Annotated in this window: 15 protein-coding genes; 4 read left to right on the top strand and 11 right to left on the bottom strand. The window is 59.5% G+C overall.

Annotated features, from left to right (window positions below; translation table 11 throughout):
* Window positions 1-257 precede the first annotated feature (257 nt).
* A complete protein-coding gene (locus ACOYW2_RS26450) occupies window positions 258-938 on the bottom strand; it encodes a zinc metallopeptidase (protein WP_482420665.1) in 681 nt (226 codons plus the stop codon).
* 55 nt (window positions 939-993) lie between these two features.
* Window positions 994-1,392 (bottom strand): acyl-CoA thioesterase, encoded by a 399-nt coding sequence (locus ACOYW2_RS26445; RefSeq protein WP_482418757.1) that lies wholly within the window; start codon window positions 1,390-1,392, stop codon window positions 994-996.
* Between the two features lie 388 nt (window positions 1,393-1,780).
* Between ACOYW2_RS26445 and ACOYW2_RS26440 the strand changes: the two genes are divergently transcribed.
* From ACOYW2_RS26440 to ACOYW2_RS26425, 4 genes are all read left to right on the top strand, one after another.
* Entirely contained in the window at window positions 1,781-4,669 is a 2,889-nt protein-coding gene (locus ACOYW2_RS26440) for an ATP-binding protein (RefSeq protein WP_482768506.1), read from the top strand.
* Window positions 4,653-5,675, top strand: a complete 1,023-nt coding sequence (locus tag ACOYW2_RS26435) for an HD domain-containing phosphohydrolase (protein ID WP_482418755.1) — start codon at window positions 4,653-4,655, stop codon at window positions 5,673-5,675. Before ACOYW2_RS26440 ends, ACOYW2_RS26435 begins: the two co-directional genes overlap by 17 nt.
* 49 nt (window positions 5,676-5,724) lie before the next feature.
* Window positions 5,725-6,771 (top strand): HD-GYP domain-containing protein, encoded by a 1,047-nt coding sequence (locus ACOYW2_RS26430; protein WP_482418754.1) that lies wholly within the window; start codon window positions 5,725-5,727, stop codon window positions 6,769-6,771.
* A 191-nt stretch (window positions 6,772-6,962) separates the two neighbouring features.
* Window positions 6,963-7,544 (top strand): TetR/AcrR family transcriptional regulator, encoded by a 582-nt coding sequence (locus ACOYW2_RS26425; protein ID WP_482768505.1) that lies wholly within the window; start codon window positions 6,963-6,965, stop codon window positions 7,542-7,544.
* Window positions 7,545-8,764: 1,220 nt separating this feature from the next.
* On the opposite strand, the gene ACOYW2_RS26420 is transcribed toward ACOYW2_RS26425, so the two are convergent.
* The 9 genes from ACOYW2_RS26420 to rbfA form a co-directional block, all read right to left on the bottom strand.
* Entirely contained in the window at window positions 8,765-8,983 is a 219-nt protein-coding gene (locus ACOYW2_RS26420; protein WP_482768504.1) for a hypothetical protein, read from the bottom strand.
* A complete protein-coding gene (locus ACOYW2_RS26415) occupies window positions 8,976-9,557 on the bottom strand; it encodes an MBL fold metallo-hydrolase (RefSeq protein ID WP_482768503.1) in 582 nt (193 codons plus the stop codon). Before ACOYW2_RS26415 ends, ACOYW2_RS26420 begins: the two co-directional genes overlap by 8 nt.
* Before the next feature lie 233 nt (window positions 9,558-9,790).
* Complete coding sequence (dut, locus tag ACOYW2_RS26410) at window positions 9,791-10,249, bottom strand: dUTP diphosphatase (protein WP_482768502.1); 459 nt, start codon at window positions 10,247-10,249, stop codon at window positions 9,791-9,793.
* A 358-nt stretch (window positions 10,250-10,607) separates the two neighbouring features.
* Window positions 10,608-11,909, bottom strand: coding sequence for a M16 family metallopeptidase (locus ACOYW2_RS26405; RefSeq protein ID WP_482768501.1), 1,302 nt, complete (start codon window positions 11,907-11,909; stop codon window positions 10,608-10,610).
* The gene (locus tag ACOYW2_RS26400) at window positions 11,851-14,064 is read right to left on the bottom strand and encodes a polyribonucleotide nucleotidyltransferase (protein ID WP_180138649.1); all 2,214 of its coding nucleotides are present in this window, start codon (window positions 14,062-14,064) and stop codon (window positions 11,851-11,853) included. Before ACOYW2_RS26400 ends, ACOYW2_RS26405 begins: the two co-directional genes overlap by 59 nt.
* 330 nt (window positions 14,065-14,394) lie before the next feature.
* Complete coding sequence (locus ACOYW2_RS26395; protein WP_482768500.1) at window positions 14,395-14,535, bottom strand: 30S ribosomal protein S15; 141 nt, start codon at window positions 14,533-14,535, stop codon at window positions 14,395-14,397.
* 389 nt (window positions 14,536-14,924) lie between these two features.
* Window positions 14,925-15,731: a tRNA pseudouridine(55) synthase TruB gene (gene truB / locus ACOYW2_RS26390; RefSeq protein ID WP_482768499.1), complete on the bottom strand. Its 807-nt coding sequence runs from the start codon at window positions 15,729-15,731 to the stop codon at window positions 14,925-14,927.
* 9 nt (window positions 15,732-15,740) lie between these two features.
* Window positions 15,741-16,706: a DHH family phosphoesterase gene (locus ACOYW2_RS26385; RefSeq protein WP_482768498.1), complete on the bottom strand. Its 966-nt coding sequence runs from the start codon at window positions 16,704-16,706 to the stop codon at window positions 15,741-15,743.
* 105 nt (window positions 16,707-16,811) lie between these two features.
* Window positions 16,812-17,192: a 30S ribosome-binding factor RbfA gene (gene rbfA / locus ACOYW2_RS26380; protein ID WP_180138635.1), complete on the bottom strand. Its 381-nt coding sequence runs from the start codon at window positions 17,190-17,192 to the stop codon at window positions 16,812-16,814.
* Window positions 17,193-17,285 lie beyond the last annotated feature (93 nt).

Raw genomic sequence — 17,285 nt, 5'->3', positions numbered from 1 at the left:
CGATAATCGAACCTGCGGGGAATGGCAATGCCGTACAACCGGTCCCCCAGGGCAAACGCATGTAACAATTCGGTGGCCTCAGGCGGGTCGCTTTTTGAAAAAAGCTCCGCGAAAACGTTCCGGTAATCAAGGAGCTATGCAAGGTTGCTGTGTACACCAAAGAGATAAAGCCTGTTTGTCAAACGTTTCAAAAGTTTTGCCCCCGGCAGGGCCGCCGGAGGCAAAAATCTAAACGCGTTGGCCTAGCCGGTCACCCTTCAGCGACGCAGCACCCGGGCCCAGCGCCAGACATTGAAAAAACCGGCCAGGGCCGCAGCCACATAGGTAAGGGAACAGGCCACAAGGATTCGTCGGGCGGCGGGAAGGTCCTCTTCAGGGATGTAGGGACCCGATTTAAGCAGGGGCAGGGCGCGGCGGAAGCTGGCGTCCAGCTCCACGGGCAGGGTGACCAGGTGGACCAGCACCGGCGTGATGAGCAGAATTCCTGCTCCCACCAGGATCAGGCGACCCATGATGGGAGCCTTGAGCACCACGCCCACAAGGGGAAAAACGATAAAGATCAGGGTGCCGCATCGGTCCACGGCCTCCGACAGCTTGATGAGACGCCCCCGGGCAAAAAAAGGGGGGTACCCCCGGGCGTGCTGGAGGGCATGGGCCACTTCATGGGCGGCCACCACCACGGCGGAAAGGGTCCTGCCCTGGGCAAAGGCCGGCCGCAACCCCACGCACTTTTGCCCGGGGTCGTAATGGTCGCCCAGCAGGGAGACCTCGGCCCGCACCTCCTTCAGCCCCAGGTCCTTGATCAGAAGACGGGCAAAATCCAGCCCGGTGCCCGAAAAATAGGCCTCCCGATTGTAACGGGCAAGGATGTATCGTGCCCAGGCCTGGGGGCCGAAGAGAATCACCAGGATAAGAAGCGCTGCAACAAGAAAAATCATGAACACTCCCGTAACATAAAAGGGCACGGGCCATCCGCAGCCCTTGGGGTGCAGATCAGGCGGTCAGGGTCCCTCCGGCAAGGGACCGGTACCGCACCTCGGCGGGGAGGTCACACTTTTTCCCCTGCTCGTCCAGCCTGACAAAGGTGATGGTGGTGGAAAACACATGCCTCTCATCCGTGGCACCGGGCTCGTCGGAGAAGACCTCCACCCCGTACCTCACCGAAGAGCCCCCCTTTTTCACCGGCTCGATCTGAAACCTCAGGATGGCCCCGCTGATCACCCTCTGCTTGAATACGATATCGTCCATGCCGATGGTCACCAGGGTGCAGCCGGGAAAATCCCGGGACGCAACAAGCCATGCGTATTCATCGATCCATTTAAGCAGGGCCCCTCCAAAAAGATAGCCGTGGTGATTGAGGTGTTCGGGACGAACAATGGCATAGGTGTCCATAAGCGATTCTCTCCAGCGTCACTTGTTAAAAAGCGCCTTGCCCTGAGCCCTTCGGCCCGGAGGATTCGGCACACAAATCCTGTCGCGTGTCTGCGGCTCCCCTGCGGGCACACCCTTACCGGGCCGAGATAAGAGCCTTCTGCACTCTACACAGGCTCTTTCCGGGTTTCAATGCAGATTTTCTCACCCCTTTATGGCCGCTCCTTATCTGTGGTATACTGATTCATTGAAAACACCCCCTGCGATGCCTGCCCCGCCCCGTCACCCCGGAACCGGAGTCTCCCTGCAGGCCCTCTTCGCCATCGCACACCCCGACCCAAAAAGACCGGCACCATCCCTTCCCTTGCGGCTCCTGTGCCCATGCGCCGCCGCCCAAAGGAAACCTGCCATGAGCCTTCGCCTTAAACTGACGCTTTTTATGGCCTTGTTTACGGCCACCCTCCTCGGCGCATATCTCGCATGGTGGCTCCCGGCGTACACCCGGCGGGTCGAGTCCGACCTGATCACCCTGGGGGAGGCCGAGGTCGCCCTTCTTGCCGAGGCCATGCGGCCCGGCATCCTCTCCGCCCCGCCGGGGGGCCTCGTAGGGGCCCTGGAGCACACCCTTGAGACCTCTCCGGTCTGGAGCCGCATCATCCTGACCGACGCCCGGGGAAAACAGGTCTATCCCCCCACGCCAGAGCCCCCTGAAACCACGCCCCTGACCTGGTTCGAAGCCACCATCACCCACGGCATGGTGGAGATTGCCACCCTGCGCCTCGGCGCCAATGTCAAAGCCCTCACCGCAAAGCGCACCCAGGCCGCCGCCCGCATGGGCCTTTTGCTCATTGCCCTGCCCGGCATCCTTACCATGGCACTGCTCCTGTACACGACCCGGCGGATTACCCGCCCCTTGAACCGCTTGGGTGTTGCGGCACACCACATCGCACGCGCCGATTTTAACGTCGCCCTTCCGGGGGCCACAGGCGATGAAATCGGCCTGGTGACCCACGCCTTTGACACCATGAAGACCCGCCTTGCGCAGCGGGAACAAAAGGGCACCGAAAACCAGCTGCGCCTTTCGGCCATCATCAACAACGCAGCGGCCGGCCTCATCACCATCGATCACGCCGGGACCCTGCGATCCCTCAATCAGGCGGCGGAACAGATGTTCGGATACGCATCCAAGGATGTCCTTGGGCAAAACATCCGCATCCTCATGCCCCGGCCTTACCGAAGGGAGCACGACCGATTCATACGGCGCTACCTCCAGTCCGGAGAAAAAAGAGCCATCGGCATCGAACAGCAGGTCAAGGGCAGGCGAAAAAACGGCGAGGTCTTTCCCATCTGGCTCGCGGTCTCGGAGATGAAGCAAACCGAAGAGCCCCTGTTTGTTGGGTCGATCCTTGAGATCACCCAGCAGAAAAGCGCAGACGCGGAACTGATGAAACATCGGGACAACCTGCGTGTCATGATCCATGAGCGTACCAAGGACCTGGAAATCGCCATGGAAAAGGCCGAAGCCGCCAACAGGGCAAAATCCAACTTTATCTCCAACATGAGCCATGAAATCCGCACCCCCATGAACGCCTTGCTGGGCTTTCTGGCCCTGGCCCTGGAAAAAGACGACTTGCCAACAGAGCTTCGGAGTTACCTGGAGGTCGCCCACCGCTCCTCCTGGAGCCTTTTGGGGCTTCTGGACGACATCCTCGACATCTCCAAGCTCGAAGGAAACCGCATGGAGCTGGAGTTCACCCCCTTTGATCTCACCGCCCTGTTGCGGGACATCTCCCAGACCATGGCGGCAGCCGCCCGGGAAAAGGGGCTCTACCTGCGGTTATACATGGACACGCCCATGCCACGATACTGCTCAGGGGATCCCATGCGGCTCAGGCAGGTGCTCTTCAACCTCCTCTCCAACGCCGTCAAGTTCACCCACAAGGGGGGTATCACCATCCATGTGGAGTCCCTCACCGGCACGGACATCCATTTTGCCATCAACGACACGGGCATCGGCATTCCCGAAGACCAGCTGAAACGTATCTTTGAGCCCTTTGCCCAGGCCGATGACTCCACCACCCGACGATACGGCGGCACCGGCCTGGGGACCGCCATTGCCAAACAGCTCACCGAACTCATGGGCGGAACCATCTGGGTCAAAAGCGAGGTGGGCAAGGGAAGCACCTTTCACCTGACCATCGCCCTGCCGGAGGCCGCAGCACCCCACCAGGCCCCGCCGCAACCCCACGCCTCTGTGCCGGCGGCCCTTTCCGTCCTCGTGGCAGAAGACATCGATGAAAACGCCAAGCTCATCATGATCCGCCTGGAGCAGCAGGGGCACGGGGCCGTGTCGGTTGCCAACGGGCAGGAGGTTCTCAGGGCCCTTGCCGAGACGCCCTTTGACCTGATCCTCATGGACGTTCACATGCCGGAAATGGACGGCCTGGAGGCCACCCGCAGAATCCGCTACGGCGATTCCGGCAAGGCTCCCCGAACCATCCCCATCATCGGGCTCACGGCCAGCGCCGGGAAACAGGATGTCAAGGAGTGCCTGGACGCGGGCATGGATGAAGTGGTCACCAAGCCCATCGACTTCTCGCACCTCTTTGCCGCCATGGAAGCCACCCTCCCCCGTGAAGGCCTCTCCCCACTGACCGCCCCCGAGCCCACTGACGGCTCCGGCGGCACATGGCCGAGAATTGCAGGGGTCGACATGCAAAAGGCCATGACCACCTGGGGAGACCGGGCCGTATACCTCAAAGCCCTCTCGTCATTCGTACAGAAATTCAAAGCAACCCCTCAGGCCATGCTCCGAGCCGTAGAGAAAGGAGGCACAGATGGCATCCACCAGAAACTCCATGCCATCAAGGGGGCGTCGGCCAACCTCTGCATGACCGAGGTTCACAGGGCCTGCCAGGCCCTCACCCCCTTGCCGGGCCCCGACGAAAGCCATAAAACGCGTCCTCTTCTCCTCACCCTCCACGGCGCGTTCCAACGGTTGGCCCAGGCCCTGACACTTCCGGACCGGAAGGCCCCCACCGCGGCCCACCCCGAGCGCTCCCCGGAGGAAGCGGCAACCTGGTTTGCCGAGCTGTTCAACGCTCTGGAAACCGACAACCCGGACCGGGTGGCCCCCCTTCTGGAACCGACTGTCGCCTGTATCTCCGAGGCACACACCCAAACCATCCAGGACAGGGTGGACCTGTTTGACTTCCGAGGAGCAGAGGAAGAGGCCAGGAAAACAGCCCGAGACATGAACATTTACTTAAACGGGGAAGCCCATGGCGCAAAAACATAAAATACTCGCGGTGGACGACGAGCCCGGTAATCTTCAGATCATCCGGCTCATCCTCAAAGACCACTACGACCTGGCCTTTTCCACCAGCGGGCGGGAGGGGCTCCATGCGGCATACAAGCATCGGCCGGACCTTCTGCTCCTGGACGTGATGATGCCGGACCTCAACGGGTACGACCTGTGCCAAAACCTCAAGGCAGACCCCAGGACCCGGCGTATCCCCATTATCTTCGTCACGGCCATGGGGGATGTGGAGGACGAAAAAAAAGGGCTGCAGCTCGGGGCCGTGGACTACATCACCAAACCCATCAGCCCCCCCATCCTCAAGGCCCGGGTCAACACCCACCTGGCACTCTATGACCAGAACCGGGAACTCGAACATGCCGTGGCCCGCCGTACCCGGGACCTCCACTCCAGCCGGTTGAAGGTTATCCAGCGCCTTGGACGGGCCTCGGAATACAAGGACGACGAAACCGGAGCCCACATTATCCGCATGAGCCACTACTCCCGGATGATCGCCCTGGCCGCCGGTCTCTCCCAGGAGGAGGCACAGCGCCTCTTCACGGCCGCCCCCATGCACGATGTGGGAAAAATCGGCATCCCCGACAACATCCTCCAGAAACCAGGCCCCCTCACAGCCGAAGAATGGGTCATCATGAAACGACACCCCGCCATCGGAGCGGAAATCATCGGCGAGGACGACTCCGAACTCCTGAAGTACGCCCGCACCATTGCCCTGACCCACCATGAAAAATGGAACGGCTCAGGGTACCCCGGAGGCCTTGCCGGCGAGGCGATTCCCTTTGAAGGACGCATCGTGGCCCTGGCCGATGTCTTTGATGCCCTCACCAGCAAGCGCCCGTACAAGGAGGCATGGCCCGTGGAAAAAGCCATGGCCCATATTGCCGACGAATCCGGCGGCCACTTTGACCCGGCCCTGGTCAAGGCCTTCATGGGCATCAAAAAACACCTGCTCTGGGTTCTCAACAAATGGGGCGACAAGGCGTGACCCATTGCACCCGTTGCCCGGACAACCCATCCTTACCAGGAGACCTTCCGTGGAAAAATGGACCATTTTGACCGTGGATGATGAGCCCATCAACCGAGAGGTCATCAAACATATCCTCAAAGATCACTACCGGCTGATGTTTGCCGAAAACGGGTTTAAAGCCATGGCCCTGGCCACAGGCAGCCTGCCGGACCTCATCCTTCTTGATGTGATGATGCCGGAGATGAGCGGCTACCAGACATGTGCCGCCCTGAAAAAGGACCCCAGGACCCGGAATATCCCCGTTATCTTCGTCACCGCCATGACCGACATCGAAGACGAAACCACGGGCCTGGAAATGGGTGCCGCCGATTACATCACCAAGCCCATCAGCCCTGCCATCCTCAAAGCGCGCATCGCCACCCACCTGGCCCTCTACAACCAGAACCGCACCCTGGACGCCAAGGTCAAGGAGCGCACCAAGGAGCTCAACAACACCCGCCTTGAAATCATCCAGCGGCTGGGAAGGGCCTCGGAGTACAAAGACGACGAAACCGGGCTCCACATCCTGCGCATGAGCCACTATGCCCGGCTGCTCGGCCAGGCCATCGGCCTGCCCGAAGTGGAGGTCAATCGCCTGTACAATGCCGCCCCCATGCACGACATCGGGAAAATCGGCATCCCGGACCGTATCCTCCAGAAACAGACCGCCCTCACCGAAGACGAATGGCGCATCATGAGGCGCCACCCCAAAATCGGAGCGGAGATCATCGGCCCAAACCCTTCCCTTCTCCTTCAGATGGCCCGCACCATTGCCCTCACCCACCATGAGCGCTGGGACGGCAGTGGGTACCCCCGCCGACTCAAGGGCGAAGCCATCCCCATCGAAGGCCGCATCGTGGCCGTGGCCGATGTCTTTGATGCCTTGACCTCCAGGCGCCCCTACAAAGAAGCCTGGGACGTCAGCCGGGCAGTGGACTACCTCCGAAAAGAATCGGGCCACCTCTTTGAGCCAAACCTGATCAGCCGGTTCATGGGCATCCTTCACCAGGTAATCGAGATAAAAGAGCGCCTCGCCGACCACCCGGACGCCGTGCATCGTGCGGCAGCCAACTGAAGCCTTTTCCTGTGGATAACCCGATTTTGCATGGTTTCCGTGGTTGGCAGACAAACTAACCGAGCATGACTGACCGGCCACAACCAACCAGTATTCCAGCTGATAGCGCAACCGTTCTGCCTGAAACAATGGAGTGCTTCCGGGGATATCCACCCCTTGACATTAAATGAATGATCGTTTATTAAACTCCCATGAGACCCAAAGACGAAACCAAACGAGAGGCCATCTTAAACGCCGCCATGGTGCTGATCAACACCCTGGGGCTGGCCCACACCTCCATGTCCAAAATCGCCAGGGAGGCAGGGGTCTCCCCCGCCACCATCTACATCTACTTCGAAAACAAGGACCACCTCCTCCTCACCCTCTACGTGGAGGTCAAACGGGAGATGAGCCGGGCCATCCTGGACAGCCTGGACGACGACCTGGACATCCGGGACGCCTTCCGCTTCATGTGGGAAAACCTCTACGCCTACTACCTGGCCTACCCGGACCACTTCGTCTTTGCCGAACAGTTCTGCAACGCCCCCATCGCCGATGCCGTGGAGGAAGAGGAGGCCAAAGGCTTCTTCGCACCCTTCACCCACCTCATCGAGCGAGGCCAGAAAGAGGGCATCCTTAAGCAGGTTCCCATGGAACTCCTCGTGGCCTTTGCCTTCCACCCCCTCACCCAGCTGGCCAAGCAGCACGTCAAAGAGGGAATCGCCATGAACGACGACGGCCTCGAAGCCGCCTTCTCCTGCGCCTGGGACGCCGTGGCCGCCCCCGAGGCATAAGCCACGTGCCTGAAAAAAGAAAAAAACCTATTCAGTTGCCTCCGGCGGGCAGGGGCTACAGCCCCTGCACCCCAGTATCGCAAATGCTCCGGGACTCGTTCCTCGCCCTGCGCATTTGCTGACGGGCTACGCCCGTAAGGTGTTGCTAAGATTAAGGGGCAATAGTCCGTATCAGGATGTTGCTCTCCTTAGGGAATGATGCACGAAGGCTCTGTCCCCACGTTCATCATCCAAGGCACCGCCTTTGCCTCTCTTCTTTTTTGCCCCCGCCCCACGCCATAGTTGTCCCCTGTATCAGCAACACGAGACATTTTTTGATGATAACCTGACTGCACGATTCGAAAGCTCCCCAAATACGCCCTCTCGTTCCAGACCGGTAACAAAGAGATGAAAAAGGTAGGTTATTAGTAGGTTACAAATAAACAATCGTTCATTCATGATAAAGTTTTCAAATCTTTCTGTGTATTGTGATGGCGCAAGGCCGAATCCTTTTCTCCCAAATACACTCTATCTCACATAGCTTGTGCCACACACCTTGTACCCTTAGAAAAGGAATCTCGTTATTCCTTGGGTATAGGCTTATCCCAAAAACATCTTCCTGCTCAGCCCACTTCCTAGCAGCCCATGGCAATGGGGGCACACTTTTCATCGGAAAGTGCTAAACGATCGTTCTTTTATTATATCTTTTTCGAAGCAGTATGATGATAACAGAGCCCAAGACCATTGCATCCGATCCCACAAACGTCCACGTCTAACATAGGCCCTCCACACTACCCATCCCTCCATTATGGACACTTACAAACAAACGACCATTCGTTTATTATAAACACATCAAGAACACGGCGTTTTTATTCATGTTTGACTTCTATTACCGTTGGCTTCGGCGGCTCGCAGGGGCAATGTGACCCTGAATGGCTATACCGACCAGAGCATACGGGCGCAGCCCGTCAGCACATGTGACGAGCCCGAGGAACGAGGGCTTGGAGCATGTGCATACTGGGGTCAAGGAGCTCAGCCCCTTGCCGCCGGAGTTATTCCGGTTAAACTTCTTCAGCGTGTTTTTAGAAGAATGAAATGGGCTTCTCCTGTAAAGACGGTTGCCAGATGTCACACATCACGCGAATGCCCCGATAACGCGGGTAGAATGGCTGCATCCATGCATTCGCCTCAGGGTTTCAAGGTGCCCCCACCTTGCCGCCGGAGGCAGGCTTTTTATGCGTCTAAAATGAGATCACGGGGGTGGGCAGGTGTTGCTTGGCAACGGAGATGGAGGTGTTGCTGCCGCTGAGAACACTGTAGGCGGCGGCAAGGGCAAGATCGGGGGTATTGTTCTCCTCGCTCAGGTGGGCAAGGACAAGGTGGGAGAGCCGGGACCGGTCCACGGCATCCAAAAGGGTGGCGGCCTCTTCGTTGGAAAGATGGCCCACGCGGCTACGCACGCGCTGTTTCAGGGGCCGGGGTTGTCGTAGAGGAGGTCCCAGTAATATCGTAGGACTCCAGGATCAGGGCGTTGCAACCTGACAGGTGCTCTTTCACAAGATGGCCCGCAATGCCCAGGTCGGTGGCGATGCCCAGGACCGAACCGGACGGGGTGGTGACCCGAAACCCGGAGGTATCGGCCGCGTCATGGGAGATTGAAAAGGGGTGGATCTCCATGTCCCCCACACAAAAGCGCCTGCCGCACTCCATGGCCTGAATGTCCATGGCTTTGGTCTTGCCGAGCTTCTTGACCGACCCTGTGCGGGTGGCCTCGGTGATGAACAGGGGGATCCCGAACCTGCGGCACACCACCCCCACGCCCCCCACATGGTCGGTGTGCTCATGGGAGACCACCACGGCAGAAAGGGTCGTGGGATCGAGGTCCCGCTCGGCCATGCGCCGCTCCAGCTCACGGCCCGAAAGGCCGCAGTCAAACAAGACCGCCGTCTCGCCCCCCTTTACGTACAGGGCATTGCCCTTGCTGCCGCTGGCGAGCTGGCAAAAACAGTTTTCCGGTTCCTGAATCTCAGTCATCTCATGTCATCCCAAAGAATAAAATGCCTCCGGTGGCCCTGCCGGGGGCCAAACTTTTGAAAAGTTTGCCAAACAGGTCTTAACAGCTTTGCTATGAATTCCAGCGATTCTGATTGTTCTAACCTTTCGGAAAGTTTTTTGCGGAGCTTTTTTTCAAAAAAGCGACCCGCCGGAGGCAGGCTTTTCACGACCACAGAGGGCACCGTTTTTTTGTTTTGATCTTGCGCCGGTCCTTATACGCCGGTGTGTCCGAAGCCGCCGTCTCCGCGCTCTGTGGCGTCGAGGTCGTCCACCACGGTGATCTCGGCCTGCCAGACGCGGGTCACGATCATCTGGGCGATGCGCTCGTTGCGATTGATGACAAAGGGCTCGGCACCGAAGTTAATGAGGGCCACCTTGACCTCGCCCCGGTAATCGCTGTCGATGGTGCCCGGTGCGTTGACGATACCGATGCCGTGCTTGACGGCCAGGCCGCTCCGGGGCCGGATCTGGGCCTCAAATCCCTTGGGAAGGGCCATGGAAAACCCGGTGGGGATCAGGGCCACGGCACCGGGTGCCAGGGTCACGGGGGCTTCGTTGGCCGCATGGATATCCATGCCCGCGGCCTCCTCGGTCATGTAACGGGGCAAGGGAACGTCGCTGTTTTTCTGCGGGTCAAGGCGCTTGAAGGCCACCCGGGGTCTGTCGGTCATATCGGCTCCATATAATAAAAAAATGCGTAACTAATCAGTTCAAAAGCGCCTCCGGCGGCCCTGCCGGTGGCCAAACGTTTGAAAAGTTTGACAAACAGGTCTTAAGAAAGTCATTCCAGGCTTCGCCGAAAGAAATTCGTCACTTCTTTTGGAAAGTTTTTTGCGAAGCTTTTTTTCAAAAAAGCGACCCGCCGGAGGCATGCTTTTTTTCAGCACCCTTGCCCATAGGAGACTCGTTTTACGGAGCGGCAAAAAAATACCGTAACAGGCACAGACAAAAAAAGGTACCCCCACACGGGAGGTACCCTTCATTTTTTTGGTGTCATGGGGAGCCGGCCATGGGGTCAGCCGGACGCCATCACAACCCGAAGACCTTTCGGATCTCAGCTTCGGAAGGCTCGGGGCCGAGGACGGCCACGGCGGGTTTCTGGCTGAAGGCCATGTCCGCGACCTTTCGGACCTCTTCCACGGTGACGGCCTCGATCTGGGCCACCACCTCATCCAGGGAGAGCTGGCGTCCGAAGTGGAACTCGCTGGAGGCAAGTCGTGCCATCTGGCTGTCCACGCTCTCGGAGGCCAGGAGAATATTTCCCTTGGTAAAGGCCTTGGCCTCGTCCAGGGTCTCCTGGTCCACGCCGTGCTCACAGAGCCTCATGAGCTCCTGGTTCGTCACCTCCAGGCATTCGGTGAGCCGGTCCGGGCTGACGCCCGCATAAACACCGACCATGCCGCTGTCCACGTAGGATGCGTTGAAGGAGTAGACGTTGTAGGCAAGGCCACGCTTTTCCCGGATCTCCTGAAAAAGCCGGGAACTCATGTTCCCGCCCAGGATGGTGTTCATCAGGGAAGAGGCAAAGCGCATCTCGTCGGTGACGGAGAGGCCGGGCCACGCCAGGCTCACGTGGGTCTGCTCGATCTCCCGGGACAGGGCCTTCACCCCGGACAGGGGGGCAGGCACCTTCCGCACGGGAAATCCGTCCCGGGCCTTGATGCCTTCAAAGGCCGGGGCCAGAAGGGAGACAATCTCCTCGTGGTCCACATGGCCTGCGCAGGAGATCAGCACCCGGTCGGGCTGGTAGAGATGGGAAAAGAACCGAACAAGATCCTCCCGCCCGTACCCCAGGATCTGCTCCCGGGTGCCCAGAATGGACCGCCCCAGGGCGTGATCCCCCCAGAAACACTCTTCCAGGAGGGTGTGGATATGATCCTCGGGGTTGTCCTCCACCATGCCGATCTCAGAGAGAATCACCGGCCTTTCGCTCTCCACCTCTTCCTGGGAAAAGGTGGAGTTCAAAAAGATATCGCTGAGCAGGTCCGCCATGGTGACGAGGTGCTCATCCATCACGCGGGCGTGATAGCAGGTGTTCTCCATGGAGGTAAAAGCGTTGGTCTGCCCGCCAATGGCGTCGAAGGCCTTGGCGATGTCGTAGGACGACCGCTTTTGGGTTCCCTTGAAGAGCATGTGCTCGATAAAATGGGAGAGCCCGCCTTCGGGCACGGCCTCGTCACGGGCGCCTGCGTCTACCCAGACGCCCATGGAGACGGATCGCACATGGTCGATCCGCCTCGAGACGATGCGTACGCCGTTTGTCAGTGTGGTCTTATCGACGGCCCCTGTCATTGCCCCCTCGACCACCTCGTCCGCCGCGTCCGCGGTCATCCCTTCGGCCGCCCCTGTCGTCCCGGCGTCCGCCGCGATCATCGCGGTGGGGACGTGCCTCTTCCCCTTCGGGGGCGGGCAGGACTGCCTTGTGGCTCAGGCGGATTTTTCCGTCGCGGGTTACCTCAAGGACACGGACCTTGAGCTTGTCCCCTTCGCTGACAATGTCGGAGACACTGTTCACGCGGTAGTGGGCCAGCTCGGAAATGTGAACGAGGCCGTCCACGCCCGGGCGGATGGTGACAAAAGCGCCGAAATCGGCGATCTTGGCCACGGTGCCTTCGTACTCTTCACCGGGCTCGGGATCGGTGCCGATGTCGTTGACGATCTGAACCGCTTTGGCTGCGTCTTCGGCGTTGACGGCGGTGATCTTCACGGTGCCGTCATCGGAGACTTCCAGGCGGGTGTTGGTGTCGGTCTGGATCTGACGGATGTTCTTGCCGCCGGGGCCGATGATGTCTCGGATCTTGTCCGGGTTGATCTTGACCACGTGCACCTTGGGTGCGTGGACAGAGATCTCCTCACGGGGTGCGTCGATGGCGTCGAGCATCCTGTCGAGGATGTGGAGACGGCCTTTACGGGCCTGCTCCAGGGCCTTGACCATGATCTCCTTGGGGAGTTCGTTGATCTTGATGTCCATCTGAAGGGCGGTGATGCCCTCGGAGGTACCGGCCACTTTGAAGTCCATGTCGCCGGTGTGGTCTTCATCCCCGAGGATGTCGGAGAGGATGGCCACCTTGTCGCCCTCTTTTACGAGGCCCATGGCGATGCCGGAAACCGGCTTGGAGATGGGCACGCCGCCGTCCATGAGGGCCAGGGTGCAGGAGCACACCGTACCCATGGAGGAGCTGCCGTTGGACTCGGTGACCTCGGAGACGAGGCGCACGGTGTATTCAAAGTCTTCCTTGGAGGGAAGGATCGGCTCGATGGCACGGAAGGCCAGGGCACCGTGACCGATTTCACGTCGGCTGGGTGCACCCACGCGCTTGCACTCTCCCACGGAGTAGGGAGGGAAGTTGTAGTGCAGCATGAAGGGCTTGGTGGTGTCTCCGGAGAGGGTCTCCACACGCTGCTCGTCCATGCCGGAGCCCAGGGTCAGGATGCCCATGACCTGGGTCTCGCCGCGGGTGAACAGGGCGCTGCCGTGGGGGCGGGCCAGAACGTCCACGTCGCAGGTGATGTCGCGGATCTCGTCAAAGGCCCGGCCGTCGATGCGGTGCCCGTCTTCGAGGATGATGGCGCGGGCCACCTTCTTGCTCAGGGAGCTGAAGATATCGGAGATCTCGTCCTTGCGCTCAGCCATCTCTTCGGAGAGGCCTTCGATGAGCTCGGCTTTAACGGCTGAGACAGCGGCTTTACGGGCCATCTTGTCTTTCACCTGAAGGGCTTCGCGGACCTTGGCGGCCGCCTGGCCGTCCACAAAGGAAACCAGGGACTCGTCCACGGCAGGGGCTTCCACCACGCGCTTTTCACGGCCCACAGCCGCACGCATCTGCTCCTGAATATCAATGAGGGGCTGGATGGCGTTGTGACCTGCTTCCAGGGCCTCGATCATCTCGGCTTCGGAAACCACTTTGGCCCCGGCTTCCACCATGGTGACACCGGTCTTGGAACCGGCCAGCACGATGTTGATGTCGCACTCTTCCATCTGGCTCAGGGTGGGGTTGATGACGAACTCACCATCCACACGGGCCACGCGTACGGCGCCGATGGGCCCTTCAAAGGGCAGCTCGGAGATATGCAGGGCCGCGAAGGTGGCGATCATGGCCAGCACATCGGGCTCGTTCTCTTTGTCCATGCTCATGACGGTGGCGATGACCTGGGTCTCGCAGCCGTACCCGTCGGCAAAGAGGGGTCGGATGGGGCGGTCGATGAGGCGGCAGGTGAGAATCTCTTTCTCGCTGGGACGCCCCTGCTCACGCCTGAAGTAGTTGCCGGGGATACGTCCGGCCGCGTAAATCTTCTCCTGGTACTCCACGGAGAGGGGAAGGAAGTCGATTCCCTCCTTGTTCTTATCGGCCCCTACGACGGTAACCAGCACGCTGGTTTCGCCCATCTGTGCGATGACGGCCCCGGAGGCCTGCTTGGCGATTTTGCCGGTTTTAAGGGTCAGTGTCTTTCCGTTCAGCTCGGTTTCAAAGCTGTATTCTTGCATCTATTGCTCCTTGGTTAGGTGAAACCGCTGCGTTCATTTGTGAGGCCCCTCATCGAACGTCCTCATAAATAACGGCACGCGTGAGCCATCCACCCATATGACGGGGGTCGATACCTCAGGTGTGCTTATTTAAAAGGAGTTCGGTTTCGGGTTGCCTCGTGTGCGGCGGTCAAGGGGTATGGGAGTGCGGAGGGCACCGGAACCATTTCCGGTGCCTTCCGCAAAAACCATCTATCGTTTGAGGCCGAGTCGTGCGATCAGCTGCAGATGCAACGAGTGATGTTTCTTCTTCATGTAGTTTGAGAAGACGACGGCGACGGCCGACGAGAATCAACGCCAGCAACGTGAGTGGTGGTCTTCTTCCTCGTGTACCTTCACGTGCTCGTGTAGGTACTTGATTCGGTCGGTCAGAAGCGCAATCTGCACTTCGGGGGAGCCGGTATCGGACTCGTGGGTTTTCGGACCGCTCATGCACGTTCGAGTTTCTCGTCAGTGGTAAATACGATGGTCTCGCCTCCAACCGGGTGCGCACCCTTCGGAGGAACGTTTTCTGTCCGCCGCACGGCACCGTGAATGAATAAAATTGGAATAACTGAAAACCGGCAAACCGTTCGGCAAACCAACACCCGCCAGCCGCCTTCTCCGATCCGATATTCCATTCAGACCGGCTGCATCATTCGGGCGGTTGCTTCTGCTCGCATAAGTGCGACCGTAAGTCCCCCACAGGGAACCCCGACGACACAGAAGGATAATTATACCTTTATGCGTTAAAAACACAACAATATTTATGATGTGCCCCGTATTTTGCCGACTCCACCACGGCAATCAGGGCGCCGTGGCCGTCCAGGACCCGGCAGAAATCAGCCCCGGCCTCCTGGCCGCAAGGCGTCCAGGCCAAAGGGTTCCCGTTCATGACCAGGGCCCGGGTGGCCTCGTCCACCACCATGGAAGGCAGGTGGGAGAGGGCCTCGGCCATGGGAATCATGGACAGGTCTTCCCGTTCCATGGTCTCTGCCTCGGAAAGGGGCAGGGCCTCGTCCACATGAAACCCGGAGCTCTCGATACGGCGAGGGCGGCGGGGAAGGCGCCCCGCATGCCTGGGACTCTGCCATGTCCCGGGCCAGGCTGCGGATGTAGGTCCCCTTGGAACAGCTGACCTCAAAATCGATGTGGGGAAAGGAGAAGGCCACGAGCCGGTTTTCATGGAGAGTCACGGGACGGGGGGGCTTTTCCACGGCCTGCCCTTTCCGGGCCAGCTTGTAGAGGGGCACCCCGTTGTGTTTCAGGGCCGAGTAGATTGGCGGAACCTGCATGAAGTCCCCTGTAAAGGCGGCACACAGGGCCTCTGCTTCGGGAAGTCCCAGGCGCGACTCAAGGGCGGCCATGGCCTCGGCAGACTCGGTGGTGAGCACCTCGCCGTCGGGGTCCAGGGTATCGGTGAGGGTCCCCAGGCCAAGGCGGGCTGCGTAGCGTTTGTCTGCATCAAGGAAAAAGCGGGAGAGCCGTGTGGCCTTTCCCACGGTGATCACCATGAGGCCCGTGGCAAAGGGGTCCAGGGTGCCCGCATGGCCCACCTTGGAGAACTTGAACCGCTTTTTGATGCGGTAGACAACCGATGCCGACGAGATTCCCGCCGGCTTGTCGATCAATAAGATACCGTCGTTCATCTGTCTTATCTAGAATGCGTCGGAGATCCGAAGCACTTCCTTTTTGATGTCCTTGAGGCTGGTAAAGGAGGTAAAGGCGGCTGCGCCGGGATGGCCGCCGCCACCGTAGGCCGCGGCAATGATCCCAACATCCACGGGACCGTTGGAGCGCAGGCTGACGTGGTAGTGGGGCTTGGGTCTGTCCCCGGGCAGGGGCCGGGACTCCTGGATGAGAACGGCCACCTGCACATCTTCAATGTGCTTGGCGTAGTTTACCAGGCCGTTGATATCGTCCACGCTGGTCTCAGTCTCCCGCAGCATCTCCTGGGTCAGGTACATGACGGAGAGCTTGCCGTTGTCCGAGATCTCGATGGTGTCCAGCACCATGTTCAGGAGTTTGAGGCGCCCCAGGGAGTAGGTGGCAAACAGGGTCTGGGCCACCTTGTAGGAGTCCACCCCCGTCTCCACCATGCGCCCGCAGATAAAATAAGCCTCCGGGGTGGTGTTCTGGAAGAGAAAAGAGCCGGTGTCTGTAAAAATGGCCGTGTAGATGGCGTACGCCATGGAGACGTCGATGGGCACCTTCAGATCCGTCACCAGGCGGTAGACGAGCTCTCCGGTGGACGAGGCGGCAGGGTCCACCATCTGGTGGAGGCCGAAGCCGGTGTTGGTCACGTGGTGGTCGATGTTAAGAACGGTGGGTATCCGGCCCACTTCGTCGGCATGGGACCCCACCCGGGACAGATCGCTGCAGTCCAGGACCACGGCGGTGTCGTAGGACGAGAGGTTGCCGGGATCAGACATGATTCGCTCAATGCCGGGAAGAAAACGAAAAATGGCGGGAATGGGGCTCTCATTATAAAGCCGCACGTTTTTCCCCATCAACGACAGGGCGCGTCCCAGGGCCAACAGCGACCCGATGGCATCACCGTCGGGTCGGATATGGGTCACTAGGAGCAGGCTCCTGCTCTGTTTCAGGGATTCCAGAATCATCATCCTGATGGCCTCGCATAGCTCTGAACGATCCGTCTGTATAAGGTCACAGGAAAAACCACGGCACCCTGCGCACCAACGCGTGACGTCGTCGCTGAAGTTACCGGGTTACGACTCCGACTCGCCTTCTGATTCGGAGTCACCATTGACCGAGAGAGTTTTGAGGACCTCGTTGATATGCGAACCGTAGTCAAAGGATTCGTCATACACGAAGGTCAGCGACGGCATGAACTTCAGCCCGAGCTTGCCGGCCAGGGATTTTCGCAGAAACCCCGAGGCACTTTTGAACCCGGCCAGGGCGTCGTACTTGGCTTTTTTTCCACCGGACACGCAGAAAAAAACCTGGGCATGGCGCAGGTCGTCGGTGAGCTTGACGCCTGTCACGGTGGCCATATCAAGGCGGGGATCGCTCACCTTTTTGTGCAGCAGTTCCGAAAGGGTGGACTGAATTTTAACGCTGACCCGTTCAGCACGAGAAAACGGCTTCATACTGGGTATGTATCCTTATGGTGTCAAACGCTGAAATGCCCCGTCATGAAAAACCGGTAAGGCGTATGGCGAGGCATTGCAGCGTGGAAGTCT

This window comes from Desulfoluna sp. CLI2B (assembly GCF_056847375.1).
This window is presented reverse-complemented; position numbering and strand designations above follow the sequence as displayed.

What these genes read in the sequence shown, in the direction of transcription:
- ACOYW2_RS26450 (WP_482420665.1), bottom strand. Translation starts at nt 938, where the DNA reads ATGATTTTTCTTGTTGCAGCGCTTCTTATCCTGGTGATTCTCTTCGGC.
- ACOYW2_RS26445 (WP_482418757.1), bottom strand. Translation starts at nt 1,392, where the DNA reads ATGGACACCTATGCCATTGTTCGTCCCGAACACCTCAATCACCACGGC.
- ACOYW2_RS26440 (WP_482768506.1), top strand. Translation starts at nt 1,781, where the DNA reads ATGAGCCTTCGCCTTAAACTGACGCTTTTTATGGCCTTGTTTACGGCC.
- ACOYW2_RS26435 (WP_482418755.1), top strand. Translation starts at nt 4,653, where the DNA reads ATGGCGCAAAAACATAAAATACTCGCGGTGGACGACGAGCCCGGTAAT.
- ACOYW2_RS26425 (WP_482768505.1), top strand. Translation starts at nt 6,963, where the DNA reads ATGAGACCCAAAGACGAAACCAAACGAGAGGCCATCTTAAACGCCGCC.
- ACOYW2_RS26415 (WP_482768503.1), bottom strand. Translation starts at nt 9,557, where the DNA reads ATGACTGAGATTCAGGAACCGGAAAACTGTTTTTGCCAGCTCGCCAGC.
- dut (WP_482768502.1), bottom strand. Translation starts at nt 10,249, where the DNA reads ATGACCGACAGACCCCGGGTGGCCTTCAAGCGCCTTGACCCGCAGAAA.
- ACOYW2_RS26405 (WP_482768501.1), bottom strand. Translation starts at nt 11,909, where the DNA reads ATGACCGCGGACGCGGCGGACGAGGTGGTCGAGGGGGCAATGACAGGG.
- ACOYW2_RS26400 (WP_180138649.1), bottom strand. Translation starts at nt 14,064, where the DNA reads ATGCAAGAATACAGCTTTGAAACCGAGCTGAACGGAAAGACACTGACC.
- ACOYW2_RS26395 (WP_482768500.1), bottom strand. Translation starts at nt 14,535, where the DNA reads ATGAGCGGTCCGAAAACCCACGAGTCCGATACCGGCTCCCCCGAAGTG.
- truB (WP_482768499.1), bottom strand. Translation starts at nt 15,731, where the DNA reads ATGAACGACGGTATCTTATTGATCGACAAGCCGGCGGGAATCTCGTCG.
- ACOYW2_RS26385 (WP_482768498.1), bottom strand. Translation starts at nt 16,706, where the DNA reads ATGATGATTCTGGAATCCCTGAAACAGAGCAGGAGCCTGCTCCTAGTG.
- rbfA (WP_180138635.1), bottom strand. Translation starts at nt 17,192, where the DNA reads ATGAAGCCGTTTTCTCGTGCTGAACGGGTCAGCGTTAAAATTCAGTCC.